This is a genomic window from Blastococcus sp. SYSU DS0510 (assembly GCF_054050835.1).
Genome location: NZ_JBJHAC010000012.1, coordinates 89,233 through 107,021, shown reverse-complemented (window position 1 = coordinate 107,021; position 17,789 = coordinate 89,233). Strand labels below are relative to the sequence as shown.

Here is a 17,789-nt window from a genome sequence, read left to right as displayed (position 1 = left end):
TCACCGCGGCGCGAGGACCAGCCCGCTGCCGATGTCCACGGAGGCCTCGAGCAACCGCTCAGCCTCCTGGACCAGCGTGGCCCAGAGCTCGAGCCCGCGCCGGCCCGTCGCCTCCGCCCACAGCGCGGCGACGCCCGCGACGTGCGGGGTCGCCATGCTGGTGCCGCTGATGGTGTTGTAGCGGGTCGGCATCGGCCACGCCGAGCAGACCTCGAACCCGGGAGCGGCGACGTCGACCTGGCCGCCGCGGCCGGGGACGCTCCGGGCTGAGAAGTACGCCGTCCCGAGCGCCTGGTCCAGCGCCCCGACCGCCAGGATCTCCGGACTGTTCGCCGGGGCGCCGACGAACCCCCACGAGGCCGCCGGCCGGTCGGCGTTGTTCCCGGCCGCGGCCACGACCAGCGAGCCCTGCGCGAGGGCGCGCCGCCCGGCGGCGGAGTAGGGCGGGTGGGCCTGGGTCACGTCGGCGCCCAGCGACATCGAGATCACCGGGCACCGGTTGGTCACCGCCCAGTTCATCCCGGCGAGGATGCCGGCGTCGGTGCCGCTGCCGTCGTCGCCGAGGACCTTCCCGGCGAAGATCTCCGCCTCGTGGGCGACGCCGTACCGCGGCCCCGACGGCGGGGTCCGCGGACCGCAGGCGGTGCCGATGCAGTGCGTGCCGTGGCCGTGCCCGTCCTGGGGCCCCTCGCCGGCGACGAACGAGCGGGCGGTGACCGCGCGGCCGGCGAAGTCGGGGTGGTCGAGGTCGAACCCGGTGTCCAGCACGGCCACCCGGATGCCGCGGCCGGACCGCGAGGAGGAGTCGGCGCCGACCGCCTGCACCCCCCACGTCGAGGAGCGGGTGTCCTCGAACCGCGCCCGGGAGCCGGCCGGCGCGTCGCCGGGGGCGGCCAGCAGCCGGGCGGTGAGGTCGGTGACCCCGTCGCGGTAGCCGCGGGCGTAGCCCGCGCCCGACCCCTCGAGCACGCGGTGGACCAGCTCCGGGGAGACGGAGAGCACCGGGCGCCCGGTCCCGCCGCCCGCCAGGGCGCCGACCTGCGCGGCGTCGGCCGAGACGACCGCGATCCCGAGCGCCGCGAACAGCACCGCCCCGGACTCGCGGAGGGTCTCCGCGGGCACCACCCCGTCGGCGAAGTCCCGCGAGTCCGCGACGTCGCGGACGCCCGCCCGGCCCCAGTCCACCGGCCCGGCGTCGTCGGCGAGCACGACCACCTGCCGGCCGGTGGTGCGGATCAGCGGGCCGACCGCCCCGTGACGCACGTTCTCCGGTCCCTCGGACACCTCCGGTTCGATCACCGCTCCCCCTCCGCGCCCCGGTGGGCCGCCGCGCCGGCGACGCCACCACCGACCGCCGGGAGCGGCCGGTGACGACAGGGTTCCGGAGAGTGGGCGCCGGCGCCAGCCGGCGGGCTCAACCCGCGAGCACCCCCGGGTCCATCCACATGACCTCCCAGACGTTGCCGTCGGGGTCGGCGAAGCTCGAGCCGTACATGGCGCCGTGGTCCTGGGCCGGCAGCCAGGGCTTGCCGCCGGCCGCGATCGCGGCGGACACCATCCGGTCGACCTCCTCGCGGCTGTCCGCCGACAGGCAGGTGAGCACCGAGGTCGCCTGGGCCGGGTCCCCGACCTCGCCCGCGACGAAGTCGGCGAACCGCTCGCGGGTCAGGAGCATGACCGCGATATTCTCCTCGATCTGGTAGGAGACGGTCCGGTCGTCGGAGAACTGGTCGTTGCGCCGGAAGCCCAGTGCTGCGTAGAAGGCGTCGGCCCGGTCGCGGTCGGCGACCGGCAGGTTCACGAAGATCATGCGCACGGGAGAACTCCTCGATCGGGGTGCCCGGCGCCGTCGGCCGGGCTCGTCGGTAGGACGACGGAGCCCACGCGAACTCATCGGTGCGGGCGCGCGCTCACCCCGCCGGTCGGGCGTCCGGCGTCCGGGGCCGCGGGCGGACCTCGCGCGGCCCGGCGACCTCGTGGCCGTCCTCGCACACCAGCGCCACGCGAACGGAGGCACCGCAGCCGCGGTGCTCGAGCGCGAGCGGCGGCGGGCCGTCGGTGAGGTAGCGGTCGCCCCACGCCATGAGGGCGACCAGCGTCGGGTAGAGGTCGCGCCCCTTGTCGGTGAGCCGGTACTCGTGGCGCTGCCGCTCGCCCTCGGCGCGGTAGGGCTCACGGCTGAGCACGCCCTCGCGGACCAGGGTGGCCAGCCGGTCGGTGAGCACCGCCTTCGGTGCGCCGAGCGCCTGCTGGAGGTCGGCGAACCGCCGGACCCCGAGGAACGCCTCCCGCAGGACGAGCAGGCTCCACTTCTCCCCCACCACGGCCAGCGTGCCGGCGACGGAGCAGCGGGACCGGTCGAAGGAGGCGTCGCTCACGGTGTGAGGATAGCCATGCTGAGTTCGCTTGACGAACTGCGCGCGGAGGAGCAGAGTTCAGGGTGCGAACCCAGGAGGCGGACGGTCTCCGGCCGGCCCGCCCGGCCCCCTGCAGCGCTCGCACCACCACCGCTGCTCCGGAAGGACACGCCATGACCCGCCTCCGCACCGTCCTCGCCCGCCGGCACGCCGTCCGCGCCCACCTGCGCGAGGAGCGCGCGCTCGCCCGGGCGCTCGCCACGGCCCCGACCCTCGAGTCCGCGCACGAGATCGCCGCGCTCGGCGCCCGCCGCTGACCGCACCGGCGCCCGCCCCGGCGGGCGCCGCCTCCCTGCCGGCTGCCCGGGACGCGCTGAGCGTCCCGGGCGGTCGCGCGTTCAGGCTTGCGGCTCGACCCTGGCCGCGTCGAGGAAGGGCTCGCCCTCCCACTCCTCGTAGGCGTCGTCGGGCAGGTCGGTGCCCAGCGCCTCCTCGAGCCCGGCGAGCTCGAACTCGTCCGCGGGCTGCGCGGCCACCGCCACCGTCGCGCCCGGCCGGAGGTCGGCCAGCTCCTGGTCCGTGATGACCAGGATCGGCTCGACGTCGTCGCCGGTCAGCGTGAAGGCGACGGGCGAGACGATGCGGCCCACCTGCCCGAGCAGGCTCACCTCGACCCCCTCGTAGCCGTCGAGGTCCTCGCGGAAGTCCGCGTCGTACGCCCCGTTGTACGGGTCCCGGAGGTCCTCCGACGGGCGGACGTCGACGTCGGCCGCGGTGGTGGGGTCCTCGTCGTCCTCCCCGCAGCCGGCGAGCACGGCCCCGGCGAGCAGGCCCGCCAACAGAGCGGCGGGCACCCGGCGGAGGCTGGAACGGCTGGTCGTCATCTCGGTGGTCCTCCACTTCTCGGAGCGCCGCGTGGCAGCTGGTCGCTGGGCCGGTCCTGCCCACTCCGGGCCGGGGCATCTACACGGCGCGGCGTTCGTCACGACATCGCAAGACAGGCGGCGCCGGCGTCGCGTCGGCGTCACACGACCGCCCTCCCCGGTGTGACGAGCCCGTGGCGAACCGGACCCGGGCCGCATGCCCTCGGACCGGCGGGGAACGGTGCTGTCCGCGCCGCTCCCCGCCACCCTGCCGACCCCCTGCCCCGATCCGGAGGACCCGCCCCATGACCTGGCTCAAACGGACCGCCGCCGTCCTCGGTGGACTGCTCGTCCTCCTCGTGCTCTACGGAGTGCTCGTCGAGCCGCGCCTGATCCTCGACGAGGAGCGGGAGCAGGTGCCGATCCCGCAGCTGGACGAGTCGGCCGACGGCACGGAGGTCGCCATGATCTCCGATCCGCAGATCGGCATGTGGTGGGCCAACGAGGGCATGGTCGCCCGGGCCGTGGAGGAGATGGTGGAGGCGCAGCCGGACATCGCCCTGCTCGGCGGCGACTACGTCTACAGCGAGGATCCCAGCATCCCCGAGCAGGTCGAGTCGGTGATGGAGCTGCTGCAGCCGCTGGTCGACTCCGGCATCCCGACCTACGCCGTGCTCGGCAACCACGACTACAAGGTGGGGGCGGCCGAGGAGCTGGTCCGTGCGTTCGAGGACGCCGGGATCACGGTGCTGCGCAACGAGGCGGCCGCGGTCCCCGGCACCGGGGAAGGCGACCAGGCGCTGCACGTCGTGGGCATCGGGCCGGCCTGGCCCGGCGAGGTGGACGTGGACGCCGCCCTCGCCGAGGTGCCCGACGAGGCCCCGCGTGTCGTGCTGATGCACAACCCGACGACCTTCCCGGAGATGCCCGCCGGGACGGCGCCGCTGACCTTCGCCGGTCACACGCACTGCGGTCAGGTGGCCCTGCCCGGCACCCCGCGCTGGTCCTACCTCGGTCTCACCTCCGAGGAGGCGCTCGTCGCCGACGGCTGGGCTCCCGAGGAGTACGGCGCCGAGGGCAACCGCATGTTCGTCTCGTGCGGGCTGGGGTTCAGCACGGTGCCGGTGCGGATCAACGCCCCGCCGCAGCTGGTCATCTTCGAGCTGCGCGCCGAGGGTTGAGATGACGGTGCACGACCATGCGGCCGAGCACGACGGCGCTCTCTCCCGGTCCGTATCCGCCGGCGGGCCGGCCGACCCGGACGTCACGGATTCGTCATCTCCCCCCGGACGGTGCACGGGGTCCGGCGCGTCACACGGACGGGGGCGCGGTGACTAGTTCGCGCGGGGCTGGGCAGACTGACCGGCATGTCCCGGTCTGTGCTGATCATCGAGGACGACCCACGGATCCGGCGCATGCTGCAACTGACCCTGCAGCGGGAGGGCCTGGAGGTCACCGAGGCGGGGAGCGGCGAGGACGGCCTGGCGCGGCTGGCCGAGAAGTCGTTCGACGTCATCCTGCTGGACCTCATGCTGCCCGGGATGGACGGCTTCGAGGTGTGCCGGGCGATCCGGCGCACCTCCAACACCCCCGTCATCATGCTCACGGCCCGGGCCGACAGCCACGACGTGGTCGCCGGGCTCGAAGCGGGTGCCGACGACTACGTCTCCAAGCCCTTCGTCGTCAAGGAGCTCTCCGCCCGCATCCGGGCGCTGGCCCGCCGCACCCGCGCCCCCGAGCCCCGGGTGGCGCTCACCGTCGGCGACCTGCACATCTCGCCGGCCGAGGGCACCATCACCCGCGACGGCGAGACGCTCAGCCTGACCCGCACCGAGTTCCGGCTGCTCTGCGAGCTCGCCGCCGACCCCGGACGGGTGCTCAGCCGGGAGGAGCTGCTCGAGCGGGTGTGGGGGTACGACTACTTCGGCGACTCCCGCCTGGTGGACGTCCACATCCGCCGGCTGCGGAAGAAGATCGAACCCGACCCGTCGAACCCGACGCTGGTGACGACCGTCCGGGGCATGGGCTACCGGGTCCCTGGGTGACGGGGCCGGTCGACGGAGCCGCCCCCGACGCGGGCGCAGCGCCGGCGCGAGCCCGCCGGCCGCGTCGCGCCTCCTTCCGTCTGGCCACCCTGCGGGCCCGGGCGACCGCCGCCTTCGCGGCGGTCACCCTCGTCGTCTCCGCCGTCCTGGCCCTCGCGGTCTGGGTGGCGGTGTCCCAGTTCCTCCTCCTCCAGCGCGAGCGCGTGACGCTCGTGCAGACCTCGGACAACGCGGCGCAGGTGCAGCGCTCGCTGGCCACCGAGGGGCTGGACGTCGCCCAGGTGCTCGCCCAGCTGCCGCGCGAGACGGGCTCCACCTCGCTGCTGGTGGACGGCGGCACCTGGACCACCACGTCGCTGCTCGTCGGCCGGGACGACCTGCCCGAGGAGCTGCGCGAGCTCGCCGTCGCCGGGACCTCGGTCCGGCAGCGCATCGAGATCGACGGCGAGACGGTGATGGCCGTCGCGGTGCCGCTGGCCGAGCTGGGGTCGGCCTACATCGAGGTCTTCCCGCTCGCCGAGCTCGACCGGACCTACCGCGTCCTGGCCACGGTGCTGGCGGTCGCGGTCCTCGGCTCGGTGCCGCTCTCGCTCGTGGTCGGGTGGTGGGTCACCGGCCCTGCGCTGCGCCCGCTGGACCGGATCTCCGCCGCGGCAGCGGCTGTCGCCTCCGGTGCGCTCGACACCCGCATCGACCCGCGCGGCGACCCCTCGCTGGCCCCCATCGCCGCCTCGTTCAACCAGACCGCGGAAGCCCTCGAGCAGCGGGTGCGCAGCGACGCCCGGTTCGCCGCGGACGTCAGCCACGAGCTGCGCAGCCCGCTGACCACGATGCTGGGCGCGCTCGACCTGGTGGAGGCCACCGCCGACCCCGGCGACGCGGAGCAGGCCGAGGCGCTCGGGCTCCTCCGCTCGGAGGTGGAGCGGTTCGAGCGCCTGGTCGCCGACCTGCTGGAGATCTCCCGCGCCGACGCCGGGAGCACCGACATCGCCGTCGAGCCCGTGCGCCTGTCCGCGCTCACCCGCGAGGTCGTGGGCCGGCACCGGCTGGACGGCACGGCCGCGACGCTGCTCACCGTGCACCCCGACGCCGAGCACGTGCTGGTCCACGCGGACAAGCGCCGCCTGGAGCGGGTGCTCGGCAACCTCATGGACAACGCCGACAAGCACGGCGGAGGCCTCACCGGGGTCACCGTCTCGCGGGCCGGCGACGTCGCGCGGGTGGCCGTGGACGACGCCGGTCCCGGCGTGGCCGAGGAGGAGCGCGACCGGATCTTCGAGCGGTTCGCCCGGGGCACGGGCAGCATCCGCACGCACACGGAGGGAGCCGGTCTCGGGCTGGCCCTCGTCGTCCGCCACGTGCGGATGATGGGCGGCGCGGTGCACGTCGAGGACGGCCCCGACGGCGGCGCCCGGTTCGTGGTGGACCTGCCCGTGGAGGCCGGCTCATGAGGGCTCTGGCGGTCCTGCTGTGCGCCCTCGTCGCGCTCACCGGGTGCGGGGTCGACCCGCAGCCGCATCCCGAACGCATCGCGGTGCCCGCCGCCACGCTCGACACCCCTGCGCCACCGCGCGACGGGGTCGGCCCCGAGGTGATCGTCTTCTTCGTCCGCGGCGCCCGGCTGGAGCCGGTCCCCCGGGCGAGCCGCACGGTGACCGCCGAGCGCGCCCTCGACCTGCTGGCGATCGGCCCCACCCGGGCGGAGGTCGTCGGCGGGCTGCGCACCGCGGTCGCGCCGCAGTCCATCGTCGCCGACGAGGGCCTGCCCGGCGGCATCACGGCGGTGACCGTGACCGAGGAGTTCGCCAGGATCACCGGGGGCAACCAGCTGCTCGCCGTGGCGCAGGTGGTCTGGACGCTCACCGAGCTGCCGGGCACCGCCCGCGTGCGCTTCCTCGTCGACGGCGCGCCGGTGGAGGTACCCACCGACGGTGGGCTGACCGACGGGCCGGTCGGCCGTGAGCAGTTCGGTTCGGTCGCCCCGGCCACCGCCCCCGAGACACCGGGCTCCGACCCGGCGAGCGAGGACTGAGCCCATGAACGACGTCCACCCCGTCCAGCGCCTGTGGCGCGGCATGCGCAGCACCCTGTGGCCGATCCCGCTGCTCACGGTCACCCTCGCGGTCGGGCTCGGGGTCGGGATGCCGATCGTCGACGGGTACCTCGGCACGGGCGGTCCGGCGTCGCCGCTGAGCTTCGTCTTCGGCGGCGGCCCGGCCGCCGCCCGTGACCTGCTGGCCTCGATCGCCGGCTCGCTGATCTCGGTGACCGGTGTGATCTTCTCCCTCACCGTCGTGGCGCTCCAGCTCGGCAGCAGCCAGTACTCGCCGCGGCTGCTGCAGACCTTCGCCACCGACCGCGTCGTCCAGCTGACCCTGGCCCAGTTGACCGGGACCTTCGTCTACGCCCTCACGGTGCTGCGGACGGTGCGGACGGCCGAGGCAGCGGCCGGCGACGACTCGTTCGTCCCCCGGGTGTCGATCACGCTGGCGTTCCTGTTCGCGGTGGGCAGCGTCGTGGCCCTGGTGGTCTTCCTCGGCCACCTCGCCCGCTCGCTCCGGGTGGAGACGATGCTGCGTGACGTCCACGCCGAGGCGACCCGGGCCGTGCGGGACGAGGACGACGAGCCGGACGACGGCGGCCGGCTCCCGGAGAGGCCCGGAACTCCCGTCGAGGCCACCGGCAGCGGCTTCGTCATCGACGTCGACGTCGAGCACCTGGTGGAAGCGGCCCGGGACGCCGACGTCGTCCTCGCCCTCTCCCCCCGCATGGGCGACGCCGTCGTCGCCGGGACACCGCTCGCCGAGGTCTGGCGGCGCGGTGGGAGGCCCGTCGAGGACGTGGAACCGCTGCGGGACGCGCTCGAGCGCGGCGTCCGGCTGTCCTACGAGCGCTCCCCCGACCAGGACCCCGCCTACAGCCTCCGCAAGATCGTGGACATCGTCGGCCGGGCGCTCTCGCCCGGCATCAACGACCCGACGACCGCCGTGCACGCCCTGTCGCACGTCTCCGCCCTGCTCGGCGTCCTCCTCCGCCGCCGCGGCACCGTCCGGTCCTGGTGCGACGACGACGGCGCGGTGCGGCTGCTGGTGCCGCAGTGGACCGCCGACGAACTGCTCACCGTCGGCCTGGAGGAGCCCCTGCAGTACGCGTCGGGGCAGCCGGCGGTGCTGCGCCGGATCGCCGGGCTGCTGCACGAGGTGGCGTGGCAGGTGCGCGGGGAGGGGCTCGACGACGCCCTGCGCAACCTGCTCGACCGCACCGTGGACCTGGCGCTGGAGAGCACCGCGATCGAGAACCGCGAGACCAGCGCCTGGCGGGCGGCCTTCGAGGACGCCCTGGCCGGGCGCTGGTCGCCCGCCCGCCGGCTCAGTCCGCGATCGCCGGCGTCGGACGCGCCGGCCGGGTGAGCTCCAGCCCGCGGCGCCGCTGGCCCGGAGCCACGGTCAGAGCTGCGGGCGGACCCCGGCTTCCTCGATCAGCTCCTCGGGTGCCAGTGGTCCCTCGCCGGCCATCGCGGTGCGGCCGGGTCCGCGGCGGCCGAGCGGGAGGACGGTCTTCTCCTGCGCCCCCTCCAGCTCCAGGGCCAGGGCGGCGTAGAGCGCGAGGACCGCCAGGGCCGCGCCGATCCACCCGGCCCCCGTCTTCCACGCCTGCGACCCGGTCATCTCGTAGACGCCGGTCACGACGAACCGGATCCCGGCCAGCGCCATCACCGCTGCCGGCACGACCTTGCTGCCCATCGCGACGGCGGCCGGGGTGAACATGCCCAGTCCGGCCACCAGGAGCAGGACGCCCAGCCCGCTGCTGACCGAACCCGGCGCACTGGTCAGCGTGGTGATCCCGGCGACCGCCCACGTCCCGCTGAGGATCCCCATGCCCGTCGCCGCCACCGGGTCGCGGCTGAGGAACCCGAAGACGGAGGCCAGCAGCTGCAGGGGGAACGTGGCGAACAGCGCGGTGTAGCCGGCGACCCGCCCCTCGGCGGCGGGGATCCAGCCCAGCTGCACGGCGCTGAACATGGTCGTGGCCAGCGCCAGGGCGAGGAACCCCAGGGGCAGGGGCGTGGCCAGCGGCCGCAGGACGATCCGGGTTCCGGCCGCCCCCGTCGCGCCGTCGGAGCTCAACTGACCAGCACCTGGGTCGCCGACTCCTTGAGCTTGCCGTTGGCCCACCGGACCTGCCGCAGGGTCTCGGGGTGGCAGCGCTCGGCGAGCTCGAGCAGCTCCTTCTTCCGGGCGCCCTGCGCGCCCTGGGCGAGGAGCTCCCAGTCCAGCGACGTGCCGGACGCCTCGCGGTAGATGTGCCGCAGGTCGGCCAGCAGGAGCATCCCGGGTGTGCTGCTGCGCCCCATCAGGTCGGACGCCTTCTGCCGGGCCTTCTCCAGGACGGTGGGGTCCCCCTTCGGCTCCGGGTCCAGCTGCAGACCGAAGTCCCTGCCGATCTCGGCCAGGGCCCGGACGTGGTCCTGCGACCAGCGGGCGATGTCCCTGGCCACGTGGAAGACCTCGTGGTCGGCCTTGTGCCGGTCGGACATCGCCAGCAGGGCGCCGGCCAGGTGGTTCTCGGAGCGGTGCAGCTCCTCGATCGCCAGGTGCAGCTTCATCGAGTGCCTCCCGACACGGTCGCCGGCTCCCCGGCGGGCAGCTTCTCGGTGGACAGCTTCTCGGTGGACAGCTTCTCGGTGGACAGGGCGGCGTCGCCGCCGGTGGTGGGCGGCACCCCGTCGGTGACGGGCTTCGATCCGGTCGTCGTCGGCGCGAGGGACGGGCCACGACCCTTCCCGAGCCGCTTCACGGCGGCGGCCGCGGTCTTGAAGATGGGCTGCTTGGAGGCCGGGTCCCAGTCGGTGATCGTCAGCTCGTTGGCGGCCCTGCCGCGCTTGCCCGCCGGCTGGTGACCGTCGGGCTGGTCCCAGTACCCGTAGTGGAAGGGCAGGAAGACCACTCCGGGCCGGATCCCGCTGATCCGCAGCTTCGCCTGGACGCGGCCACGCGGGGTCCTGACCTCGAGCAGGTCTCCCTCGGCGAACCCACGGTCGGCCGCGTCGCTCGCCGACATCTCCACCCAGACCTCAGGGGCCGCCTGCTGCAGCTGGGGTGCCCGGGCGGTCTTCGTCCGGGTGTGGAAGTGGTACAGCGTCCGCCCGGTCATGAGCTGGAAGGGGAACTCCTCGCTGATCACCTCGTGCGGCGGCACGTACTCCGCCGCCTTCAGCACCGCCTTGCCGGAGGGGTTCATGGCCTTGTACTCGACCGGCGACAGCGGCGCCCCGGTGACGAGGTCGCGGCCGTAGCTCTCGCAGTAGCCCGGGTCGGACCAGAACTGCCCGTCGACGTAGATGTGCTCGGTGCCGTCGGGGTGCTCGTCGTTGCACGGCCACTGGATCCCGCTGCCGCCGCGGAGCTTGTCGTAGCTCATGCCCGTGTAGTCGCAGGGGCGCCCGCGGGAGCACTCCTTCCAGCCCTCGAAGGCCTCCTCGGGCGTCGACCACTTCACCAGCGGCGCGCCGTCCTTGTCCTTCAGCCCCATCCGGTGGGCGAAGTCGAGGAAGATGTCGAAGTCCGGCCTCGCCTCGCCCGGTGGCTCCACGGCCTTCTCCGACAGGTGCACCGTGCGGTCGACGTTGGTGAAGGTGCCGGTCTTCTCGCCCCAGGTGGCGGCCGGGAGCACCACGTCGGCGAGCTGCGCGGTCTCGGACAGGAAGATGTCCTGGACCACCAGGAACAGCCGGTCCTGGGCGAGGATCTCGCGGATCCGGCCGAGCTCGGGCAGGGAGACCGCCGGGTTGGTGGCCTGCACCCACATGAAGCGGATGGAGCCCTCCTCGGCGTACCGGAACATCTGCATGGCATGGGTGGGTGGCGAGTAGTGCGGGATGTCCATCGGGTCGACGTTCCAGACCCGGGCCAGGTCCTGGATGTGCTCGTCGTTGGACCAGTTGCGGAAGGCGGGCAGGTCGCCGTCGGCGCCGCACTCGCGGGTGTTCTGCGCGGTCGGTTGGCCGTTCATCTGGAGGATCCCGCAGCCGGGCCTGCCGAGCATGCCGCGCAGGATGTGGATGTTGTTGACCTGCACGGCCGATGCCGTGGCCTGGTTGGCCTGGTAGAAGCCCTGCAGCACCGTGGACATCAGCCGCTCGGCGGTGCCGATGAGCCGGGCGGCCTCCCGGATCCGCTCCGCCGGGACGTCGCACACCTCGGCGGCGACCTCCGGCGGGTAGTTCGCCACCCGCTTGCTGAGCTCCTCGAAGCCGACGGCGTGCTTCTCCACGTACTCGGTGTCGACCCAGCCGTTGGCGATGATCTCGTGCAGCAGGGCGTTGGCCAGCATCACGTTCGTGCCCGGCCGCGGCGCCAGGTGCACGGTGGCGTGCCGGGCGACCGGCGTCTCGCGCGGGTCGATGCAGACGACCTTCGGGGGGTTCGGGCCGGCCAGCCGGTCGAGGATGCGCGTCCAGAGCACCGTCTGCGTCTCGGCCATGTTGTGGCCGTAGAGGGCGATCACGTCGGCGTGGTCGATGTCGGTGTAGGAGCCCGGTTGCCCGTCGCAGGCGAACGACTCCTTGAGCGCCGCCGCCGCGGTGGCGGTGCACAGCCGGGTGTTGCCGTCGACGTGGTTGGTGCCGATGCCGCCGTGCGCGATCAGGCCGAGGGTGTAGTACTCCTCCAGGAACAGCTGCCCGGTGGTGTAGAAGCTGATCGCGCTGGGCCCCTGCTCGTCCAGCAGCACCTTCGCCCGGCCGACCACCGCCTCCATCGCCGTGTCCCAATCGGTCTCCACGAGCTTCCCGCCGCGGCGGATCAACGGCTTCGTCAGCCGGTCCGGGGAGTTGTTCGCCTGCCAGCCGAAGAGGTCCTTCGGCCCGAGCCGGCCGTGGTTGACCCGGTCGACGGCCCGCCCGCGGACCCCGACGATCCGGTCGTCCTTGACCGCGATGTCCAGGCCGTCGCCGTTGCTGTGCAGGATCGTCGCCGACTGCACCCAGCGGTCGACGTCGTCCTCGGTGAGCCCGTCGGCGAGGTGGACGTCCACCCGGGTGGGCCACTCCTCGCCGGGGCCGTACGGCGTGCGGGTGCCCCAGGGCTCCGCGATTCGGTCGATGCGCGTCACGTGCGTCCTCCGGCAGGAAGCGTCTGTCGTGCGGGGATCGGCGCAGGTGCGTGCACGCGCTGTCGTGCCGGCGGTGCCCCTGCGACGGACGGGCCGGCGGCTGCTGCACCGGCGGGGCCAGGGCCACCCTTCCCCCGACCGGATCGGCGAAACGGTGCAGCGGACAGGCCCAGACGGCTGACACGACTTCGTCATGAACAGCCCGGCCAGGGGGACGAGCAGGTCACCCGTGGTGCTCGTGGGCCCCCGCGACCCCCTCGAGCGCCGTCCCCGCGCCGTACTTCTCCGCCGGGATGACGCTCAGCGAGCCGTCGCTCTCGAGGACGACCGCGGCCACCGCGGACAGGTCCCCGGCTCCCGACGAGCGGACCGCCTGGCGGATCTCGTCGATCCCGACGCGGACGTCCCGCATCCGGTCCTGCAGCGGCTCCCCGTCGCGCAGCACCTGCGTCGGCCGGGAGGTGACCACCCCGCGGAGGGCGGGCCAGCGCACCGTCAGCCAGGCGACGACGAGCTGCAGCAGGGCCAGCAGCGCGAGGGCGACCGCACCCTCGGTCCAGGCGACGTCGGTGCTGAGGAGGATGGTGGCCAGCGTGGAGCCCAGCGCCACGGTGACCACCAGGTCGAAGGCGTTGAGCTTGGTCAGCGTCCGCTTGCCGGTGAACCGGAGGATCACCACCACGGTGACGTAGGCCGCCGATCCCACCAGCAGAACTCGGATGATTCCGGACCACTCGTCGAACCACATGGACGCCCCCTACCCCGCCGACCCCCACGGTGACGCAGCGCTGCGCGTTCCGGCATCCCGGTGCGGGCCGGTGGCCCGGCGGTACAACCGCCGGCCCAGCGTGGCGGTCAGCCCGTGCGCCAGGGTGCTGGCCGCGACCACCAGTGAACCGGCCGCGAGCACCACCGGGTCGATCGGGAGCCGCTCGGACTCCAGCGTCAGGTAGAAGAGCGCCGAGATCCCGATGGGGCCGAACCAGCCGAGGTAGACCCCGTCCGGCGGGGCGAGGTGCAGCGGACGGCGCAGCAGGTAGATCACCGGCGGCCGGCGCAGCAGCAGGGTGAGCACGGCGAACACCACCCCGGACCAACCCAGTTCCCGCCACTGCGCCCACGGCAGCAGCGCACCGAACGCCACGAAGAGCGGGAGGATGACGAACCGGTTCACGGCCTCGTCGATGCGCACGTCCGCAACCCGTTCGCGTCCGGTGCTCACCGCGTTGAACGCCAGGCCGCAGACGAAGACGGCCAGGATGCCGTCGATGTGGATCAGGCCTCCGACGCCGAGCACGGCGAGGGCCAGGACGACCGTGAACACCAGCTCCGGCCCGGGGTCGGTCGCCCCGTGGTCGGCTCCGGCCCGCAGGGCACGGCCGCCCAGCCAGCCGAGCAGGGCGCCGAGCAGGATGGCCCCGGCGACCTGCCAGAGCGACTCGAGCAGCGCCTCCCCCACCGACAGTGGGCCGGCGAGCGCGATCGCGACGAGGACCAGCGGCAGCGCCAGGCCGTCGTTCGCGCCGGACTCCAGGGAGAGCACCTCCCGGTCGCGGTCGGGAAGGTCCTCCTCGGCGGGCTTGCCGGTCACCACGTTGGACGCGAGCACCGGATCGGTCGGCGCCAGTGCGGCGCCCAGCAGCGCGGCGACCCCGACCCCGACACCCAGCGTGATCCCGGCCAGCCCGGCGGTCACGAGGGCCATGACCGGCATCACCACGGCCAGCAGCAGGAGGACCGGCCGCCAGCGGGCACGTACGACGCGGGCCGGGTAGCGCAGCGCCACCGCCATGACGGACACGGCCAGCAGCAGCCGCGCGGCGGTGTGCAGCCAGCCGTGGTCCTCCAGCAGATCGGGCAGGGGCAGGACGCCGAGCACCGCCGGGCCGAGGACGACGCCGATGGCGAGCGCCAGGAGCGGCTCGCTGAACGGGAGCCGGCGGATCCGGTCCGACCACGCGGCGGCGACGAGCGCGAGGGCGCCCGCCGTCGCCAGCAGCACGTCGACGGTCACCGCGGAGCACCGGCCGCCGCGCTGATCGCGGTCACGGGGTCACCCCAGGCTGGCGATGAGCTCCCGGCATGCCGTCTCGCAGCGGCGGCACGCCTCCGCGCAGACCCGGCAGTGCTCGTGCATCTCGGCGTGGCCGGCGCACTCGTCGCCGCAGGACCTGCACGCGGCGGCGCAGGCCTCCAGGACGGCCCTGGTCAGGTTCGCGTCGTAGCCGGTGTGCCGGGAGAGCACCCGGCCGGTGGTGTCGCAGATGTCGGCGCAGTCGGTGTTGCTGCGGATGCACTTCGTCAGCTCTGCGACCGAGTCCTCGCTCAGGCAGGCGTCGGCACAGGCGGTGCAGGCCTGCGCGCACTCGACGCAGGCCTCGATGCACTCGAGCAGCTTCTGCTTGTCCACACCGCCGAGGTCCTTCGGGTAGGTGTCGAGCATCTGGGCGGCGACGGTCACGTCGGTCTCCTCCGTGGTCGTGGTCCGGGACGCGGATGCGTCCGGGGGCTCTCGCCGCACCCGCCGTACCCCCGTCGCCGGCTCCGGCACGCAGCCCGGCCCATGACGATCCCGTGACGGGTGCGCGCTGCGCGGCCGGTCACGCGCGCTCGGCGTCCTCGGCGGTGGCCTCCTCCGGCGAGGGCTCCGGCTCGTCGCGGAGGAAGAGGTACCAGTACGACGTCGCGACGAAGACCACGGCGCCGACCAGGTTGCCCGCCCCGGCGAGCAGCCAGTTGAGCAGGGTGTCGTCCCAGCCGAGGTCGGGGACGCCCGCGAAGATCGCCGCGGGCAGGAAGAACATGTTGGCGACGACGTGGTCGAAGCCCATGGCGACGAAGGCCATGATCGGGAAGAAGATCGCCAGGATCTTCCCGGACACGGACGTCGCCGCCAGCGACATCCACACGGCCAGGCAGACCAGCCAGTTGCAGCCCACGGCGCGCAGGAAGGTCTGCCAGGGCGACTCCTCCAGCGCCTTCCCCTCGGCGATGGAGGCGAGCCGCTCGTACGTCAGCCCGCCCGTCCCCGTCGCGTCGGCGTCCCCGATCACGCCGGTCTGGACCGCGAGGAAGTACGCGACGAACAGGGCGCCCAGCAGGTTGCCCAGCAGGACCAGGGTGAGGTTGCGGACGACGTCGTCCATGCCCAGCTTGCCGTGCATGGCGCCCAGCGGGACCAGCATCATGTTCCCCGTGGCCAGGTCGGAGCCCGCCACCAGGACCAGCACGAGCCCGAGGGTGAAGGTGGCGCCCGTGAAGAGCGTCGGCAGCGTGCCCCAGGTCTCCGGGTCCAGCCCCGAGGAGACGGTGATCGCGACCAACCCGCCGAAGGCGATGTAGGCCCCGGCCAGGAAGGCGCTCACCAGCACGCGGTCCCAGGTGCGGCCCACCTTCTTGGTGCCGGTCGCCGTGGCGACCTGGGCGATCTCCTTGGGTTCCCGTGCCGCCATGGTCGTGCCTCCCGTGGGTGGTCCGCCGCTCCAGGCAGCCTCCCGCCCGTTCCCGGCCGCGGCAACCGGGCGGGAGGCCGGGCCGGGAGGGCGCCACTCCTCCCGGCCGCGCCGTCGTCACGCCGTCGTCACGCCGTCCCCCCGCTGGTGGGCACGGCGCCCACGGCCGGGCGGGCAGCGCCGAAGGCGCGGACGAAGTGCCGCGCCGCCTCCTGCTGGGCCTGCTCGGCCTTCTCCAGCACGGCGGCGGCGCCGAAGAACTCGTGCATGACGCCCGGGTAGTAGCGGTGGGTGGTGGGCACCCCCGCGGCCTCGAGCTTCTCCGCGAAGAGCTGCCCCTGGCTGCGCAGCACGTCGCGCTCGTCGGTGATCACCAGCGTGGGGGGCATCAGCGCCAGCTGCTCGCGGCTCCACCCCAGCAGGTCGACCCGCGGGTCCCGCGCGCCCTCGGGCCTCCCCTCGAACGCGTGCATCGCCATCCAGGAGAGCAGCGCGCGGTTGAGCGGGCGGCCGTCCGCGGCGTCCTCCATCGACTCACCGAGCTGCTCCCCGGTGGTGAGGGGGTAGACGCACACCGCGGCCGCGGGCACCTGCTCGCCGGCCTGCGCCAGTTGGAGCACCGTCGCCGCCGCCATGGTGCCTCCCACGGACTCCCCGCCGATGCCGATGCGCGACGGGTCCCCGCCCAGCTCGGCGGCGTGCGCGACCGTCCACCGGTAGGCGGCGAGGACGTCGTCGTGGGAGGCCGGGAACACGGCCTCCGGTGCCCGGCGGTAGTCGGGGCTGACCACCATCGCGCCGGTCTTGTTGCAGATCCCGCGGCAGGACGCGTCGTAGGTGTCGATGTCGAAGAGCACCCAGCCGCCGCCGTGGATCCACATGATCACCGGTAGCGGTCCCTCGGTCGCCCGCACCGGCTTGTAGACCCGCATCCGCAGCTGGCCGCCCGCGGCGTCGGGGATGACGATGTCCTCCACCGAGCCGACCTCCTCGGGCCCCTCGATGCCCTTGTCGGCCATGACCTTCCTGACGGCGTCGTCGGGGCCCGGCTGGGAGCGCGCCTGGTCCGGCTGGAGGATCTCGAACGGCAGCGGGCCCAGCGAGGAGTGCGCGTCGACGATCGCCTGCGCCTGCGGGTCCAGCAGGCCGGAGGCGTCGGTGGCCATCTCCTTCTGCCGGCCCGACAGCAGGTCGCGCACGTGGTCCAGCGGCTTGGCCAGCATGCCGGCGATCCGCTCGGCGATCCCCTCGTCGGGGGCGTGCGGGTGCGGACGGGTCGGGGCCATCCGCTTGGCCGCCAGGAATTCCTTGCCCAGTTGCGCCATGCGCTCGGGCCCGGCCTTGCGGCGGAACTCCGGCAGCTCCTCGCCCTCCTCGTCGCCGACGTGGTGGCGGACGACGCGCATCAGGCTGCTGAGCGCCTCCTCGAACTCCTGTTCCCCGGGCTCGGTGCGGCCCAGGACGACGAGCAGCTCCTTGATCTCCTGGTGCTCGTGCTCGGCGTCGTCGTGCTCGTCGGTCATCCCGATCTCGGTCCAGATCGGGTAGAGCACCGTCTCCTCGGCAAAGGCGTGCAGGGCCAGCTCGAAGGAGACCTGGTCGACCAGCACGCGGCGGTTGCCGCGCCCGGCCTCCAGGTGCTGGAACTGCCGCTCGACGATCGCGTGGTCGTCGGCGATGAGGTGGTCGATGTCGCCGGGCAGGGTCGGGTAGGTCAGGGCCACGGAAGGCCTCCTCGATGCTCGATGGGGGTGCGCAACCGGTCCAGGTGGCTCTACCCCGCACCGCCGCCGGCACGCGCCCTCCGGTCCACCCGGCGGTAGCCGTAGGTCCCGACGTCCGGGTCGAACAGCAGGCCCTCGCCGTCCCGGCGCAGCAGGTAGCCGTCGTGGTCGCGGTCGCGGGTGGGCACCTGGCTCGACGCGCCCAGGACGAGGAGCTCGCGCGCCGCCACGGCGC

The 17,789-nt window shown here is 73.9% G+C and carries 19 protein-coding genes; 6 read left to right on the top strand and 13 right to left on the bottom strand.

The genetic code is table 11. The features are described from left to right. From ACI79P_RS11780 to ACI79P_RS11770, 3 genes are all read right to left on the bottom strand, one after another. Window positions 1–1,299: a S8 family serine peptidase gene (locus ACI79P_RS11780; RefSeq protein ID WP_456581231.1), complete on the bottom strand. Its 1,299-nt coding sequence runs from the start codon at window positions 1,297–1,299 to the stop codon at window positions 1–3. 115 nt (window positions 1,300–1,414) lie between these two features. Further along, entirely contained in the window at window positions 1,415–1,810 is a 396-nt protein-coding gene (locus tag ACI79P_RS11775; protein ID WP_456581269.1) for a VOC family protein, read from the bottom strand. 100 nt (window positions 1,811–1,910) lie between these two features. Next, on the bottom strand, window positions 1,911–2,378 hold the full coding sequence (locus tag ACI79P_RS11770; protein WP_456581230.1) for a winged helix-turn-helix transcriptional regulator: 468 nt from the start codon (window positions 2,376–2,378) through the stop codon (window positions 1,911–1,913). A gap of 152 nt (window positions 2,379–2,530) precedes the next feature. On the opposite strand from ACI79P_RS11770, the gene ACI79P_RS11765 reads away from it, so the two are divergent. Continuing rightward, a complete protein-coding gene (locus ACI79P_RS11765; protein WP_236826088.1) occupies window positions 2,531–2,674 on the top strand; it encodes a hypothetical protein in 144 nt (47 codons plus the stop codon). An 81-nt stretch (window positions 2,675–2,755) separates the two neighbouring features. Here the strand turns inward: ACI79P_RS11765 and ACI79P_RS11760 are convergent, their stop codons facing one another. Further along, complete coding sequence (locus ACI79P_RS11760) at window positions 2,756–3,241, bottom strand: hypothetical protein (protein ID WP_456581229.1); 486 nt, start codon at window positions 3,239–3,241, stop codon at window positions 2,756–2,758. A 284-nt stretch (window positions 3,242–3,525) separates the two neighbouring features. Between ACI79P_RS11760 and ACI79P_RS11755 the strand changes: the two genes are divergently transcribed. The 5 genes from ACI79P_RS11755 (at window position 3,526) to ACI79P_RS11735 (ending at window position 8,675) form a co-directional block, all read left to right on the top strand. After that, window positions 3,526–4,401 carry a metallophosphoesterase gene (locus tag ACI79P_RS11755; protein ID WP_456581228.1) on the top strand — a complete coding sequence of 292 codons (876 nt, stop codon included), beginning with the start codon at window positions 3,526–3,528 and terminating at the stop codon, window positions 4,399–4,401. Between the two features lie 186 nt (window positions 4,402–4,587). Beyond that, window positions 4,588–5,265 (top strand): response regulator, encoded by a 678-nt coding sequence (locus ACI79P_RS11750; protein ID WP_456581227.1) that lies wholly within the window; start codon window positions 4,588–4,590, stop codon window positions 5,263–5,265. Next, window positions 5,262–6,716 carry an ATP-binding protein gene (locus tag ACI79P_RS11745; protein WP_456581226.1) on the top strand — a complete coding sequence of 485 codons (1,455 nt, stop codon included), beginning with the start codon at window positions 5,262–5,264 and terminating at the stop codon, window positions 6,714–6,716. Before ACI79P_RS11750 ends, ACI79P_RS11745 begins: the two co-directional genes overlap by 4 nt. After that, window positions 6,713–7,297 carry a GerMN domain-containing protein gene (locus tag ACI79P_RS11740; RefSeq protein WP_456581225.1) on the top strand — a complete coding sequence of 195 codons (585 nt, stop codon included), beginning with the start codon at window positions 6,713–6,715 and terminating at the stop codon, window positions 7,295–7,297. The genes ACI79P_RS11745 and ACI79P_RS11740 overlap by 4 nt, the downstream gene beginning before the upstream one ends. 4 nt (window positions 7,298–7,301) lie before the next feature. Then, on the top strand, window positions 7,302–8,675 hold the full coding sequence (locus tag ACI79P_RS11735) for a DUF2254 domain-containing protein (RefSeq protein ID WP_456581224.1): 1,374 nt from the start codon (window positions 7,302–7,304) through the stop codon (window positions 8,673–8,675). A gap of 36 nt (window positions 8,676–8,711) precedes the next feature. Here the strand turns inward: ACI79P_RS11735 and ACI79P_RS11730 are convergent, their stop codons facing one another. The 9 genes from ACI79P_RS11730 to ACI79P_RS11690 form a co-directional block, all read right to left on the bottom strand. Next, window positions 8,712–9,392: a hypothetical protein gene (locus ACI79P_RS11730; protein WP_456581223.1), complete on the bottom strand. Its 681-nt coding sequence runs from the start codon at window positions 9,390–9,392 to the stop codon at window positions 8,712–8,714. Beyond that, a complete protein-coding gene (locus ACI79P_RS11725) occupies window positions 9,389–9,871 on the bottom strand; it encodes a hypothetical protein (protein WP_456581222.1) in 483 nt (160 codons plus the stop codon). Before ACI79P_RS11725 ends, ACI79P_RS11730 begins: the two co-directional genes overlap by 4 nt. Then, window positions 9,868–12,378, bottom strand: coding sequence for a molybdopterin oxidoreductase family protein (locus tag ACI79P_RS11720; protein WP_456581221.1), 2,511 nt, complete (start codon window positions 12,376–12,378; stop codon window positions 9,868–9,870). Before ACI79P_RS11720 ends, ACI79P_RS11725 begins: the two co-directional genes overlap by 4 nt. 223 nt (window positions 12,379–12,601) lie before the next feature. After that, entirely contained in the window at window positions 12,602–13,126 is a 525-nt protein-coding gene (locus ACI79P_RS11715; protein WP_456581220.1) for a DUF421 domain-containing protein, read from the bottom strand. A gap of 9 nt (window positions 13,127–13,135) precedes the next feature. Continuing rightward, window positions 13,136–14,392, bottom strand: a complete 1,257-nt coding sequence (locus ACI79P_RS11710; RefSeq protein WP_456581219.1) for a cation:proton antiporter domain-containing protein — start codon at window positions 14,390–14,392, stop codon at window positions 13,136–13,138. 39 nt (window positions 14,393–14,431) lie between these two features. Beyond that, the gene (locus tag ACI79P_RS11705; RefSeq protein ID WP_456581218.1) at window positions 14,432–14,839 is read right to left on the bottom strand and encodes a four-helix bundle copper-binding protein; all 408 of its coding nucleotides are present in this window, start codon (window positions 14,837–14,839) and stop codon (window positions 14,432–14,434) included. Window positions 14,840–14,978: 139 nt separating this feature from the next. Next, complete coding sequence (locus tag ACI79P_RS11700; RefSeq protein ID WP_456581217.1) at window positions 14,979–15,830, bottom strand: formate/nitrite transporter family protein; 852 nt, start codon at window positions 15,828–15,830, stop codon at window positions 14,979–14,981. A gap of 128 nt (window positions 15,831–15,958) precedes the next feature. Then, a complete protein-coding gene (locus ACI79P_RS11695) occupies window positions 15,959–17,554 on the bottom strand; it encodes an alpha/beta hydrolase fold domain-containing protein (protein ID WP_456581216.1) in 1,596 nt (531 codons plus the stop codon). Between the two features lie 50 nt (window positions 17,555–17,604). Continuing rightward, window positions 17,605–17,784: a hypothetical protein gene (locus ACI79P_RS11690; RefSeq protein WP_456581215.1), complete on the bottom strand. Its 180-nt coding sequence runs from the start codon at window positions 17,782–17,784 to the stop codon at window positions 17,605–17,607. Window positions 17,785–17,789: the final 5 nt, after the last annotated feature.

Coding starts and splice junctions, on each gene's coding strand:
- ACI79P_RS11765 (WP_236826088.1), top strand. CDS start 2,531: ATGACCCGCCTCCGCACCGTCCTCGCCCGCCGGCACGCCGTCCGCGCC.
- ACI79P_RS11760 (WP_456581229.1), bottom strand. CDS start 3,241: ATGACGACCAGCCGTTCCAGCCTCCGCCGGGTGCCCGCCGCTCTGTTG.
- ACI79P_RS11755 (WP_456581228.1), top strand. CDS start 3,526: ATGACCTGGCTCAAACGGACCGCCGCCGTCCTCGGTGGACTGCTCGTC.
- ACI79P_RS11725 (WP_456581222.1), bottom strand. CDS start 9,871: ATGAAGCTGCACCTGGCGATCGAGGAGCTGCACCGCTCCGAGAACCAC.
- ACI79P_RS11715 (WP_456581220.1), bottom strand. CDS start 13,126: ATGTGGTTCGACGAGTGGTCCGGAATCATCCGAGTTCTGCTGGTGGGA.
- ACI79P_RS11700 (WP_456581217.1), bottom strand. CDS start 15,830: ATGGCGGCACGGGAACCCAAGGAGATCGCCCAGGTCGCCACGGCGACC.
- ACI79P_RS11735 (WP_456581224.1), top strand. CDS start 7,302: ATGAACGACGTCCACCCCGTCCAGCGCCTGTGGCGCGGCATGCGCAGC.
- ACI79P_RS11775 (WP_456581269.1), bottom strand. CDS start 1,810: ATGATCTTCGTGAACCTGCCGGTCGCCGACCGCGACCGGGCCGACGCC.
- ACI79P_RS11750 (WP_456581227.1), top strand. CDS start 4,588: ATGTCCCGGTCTGTGCTGATCATCGAGGACGACCCACGGATCCGGCGC.
- ACI79P_RS11740 (WP_456581225.1), top strand. CDS start 6,713: ATGAGGGCTCTGGCGGTCCTGCTGTGCGCCCTCGTCGCGCTCACCGGG.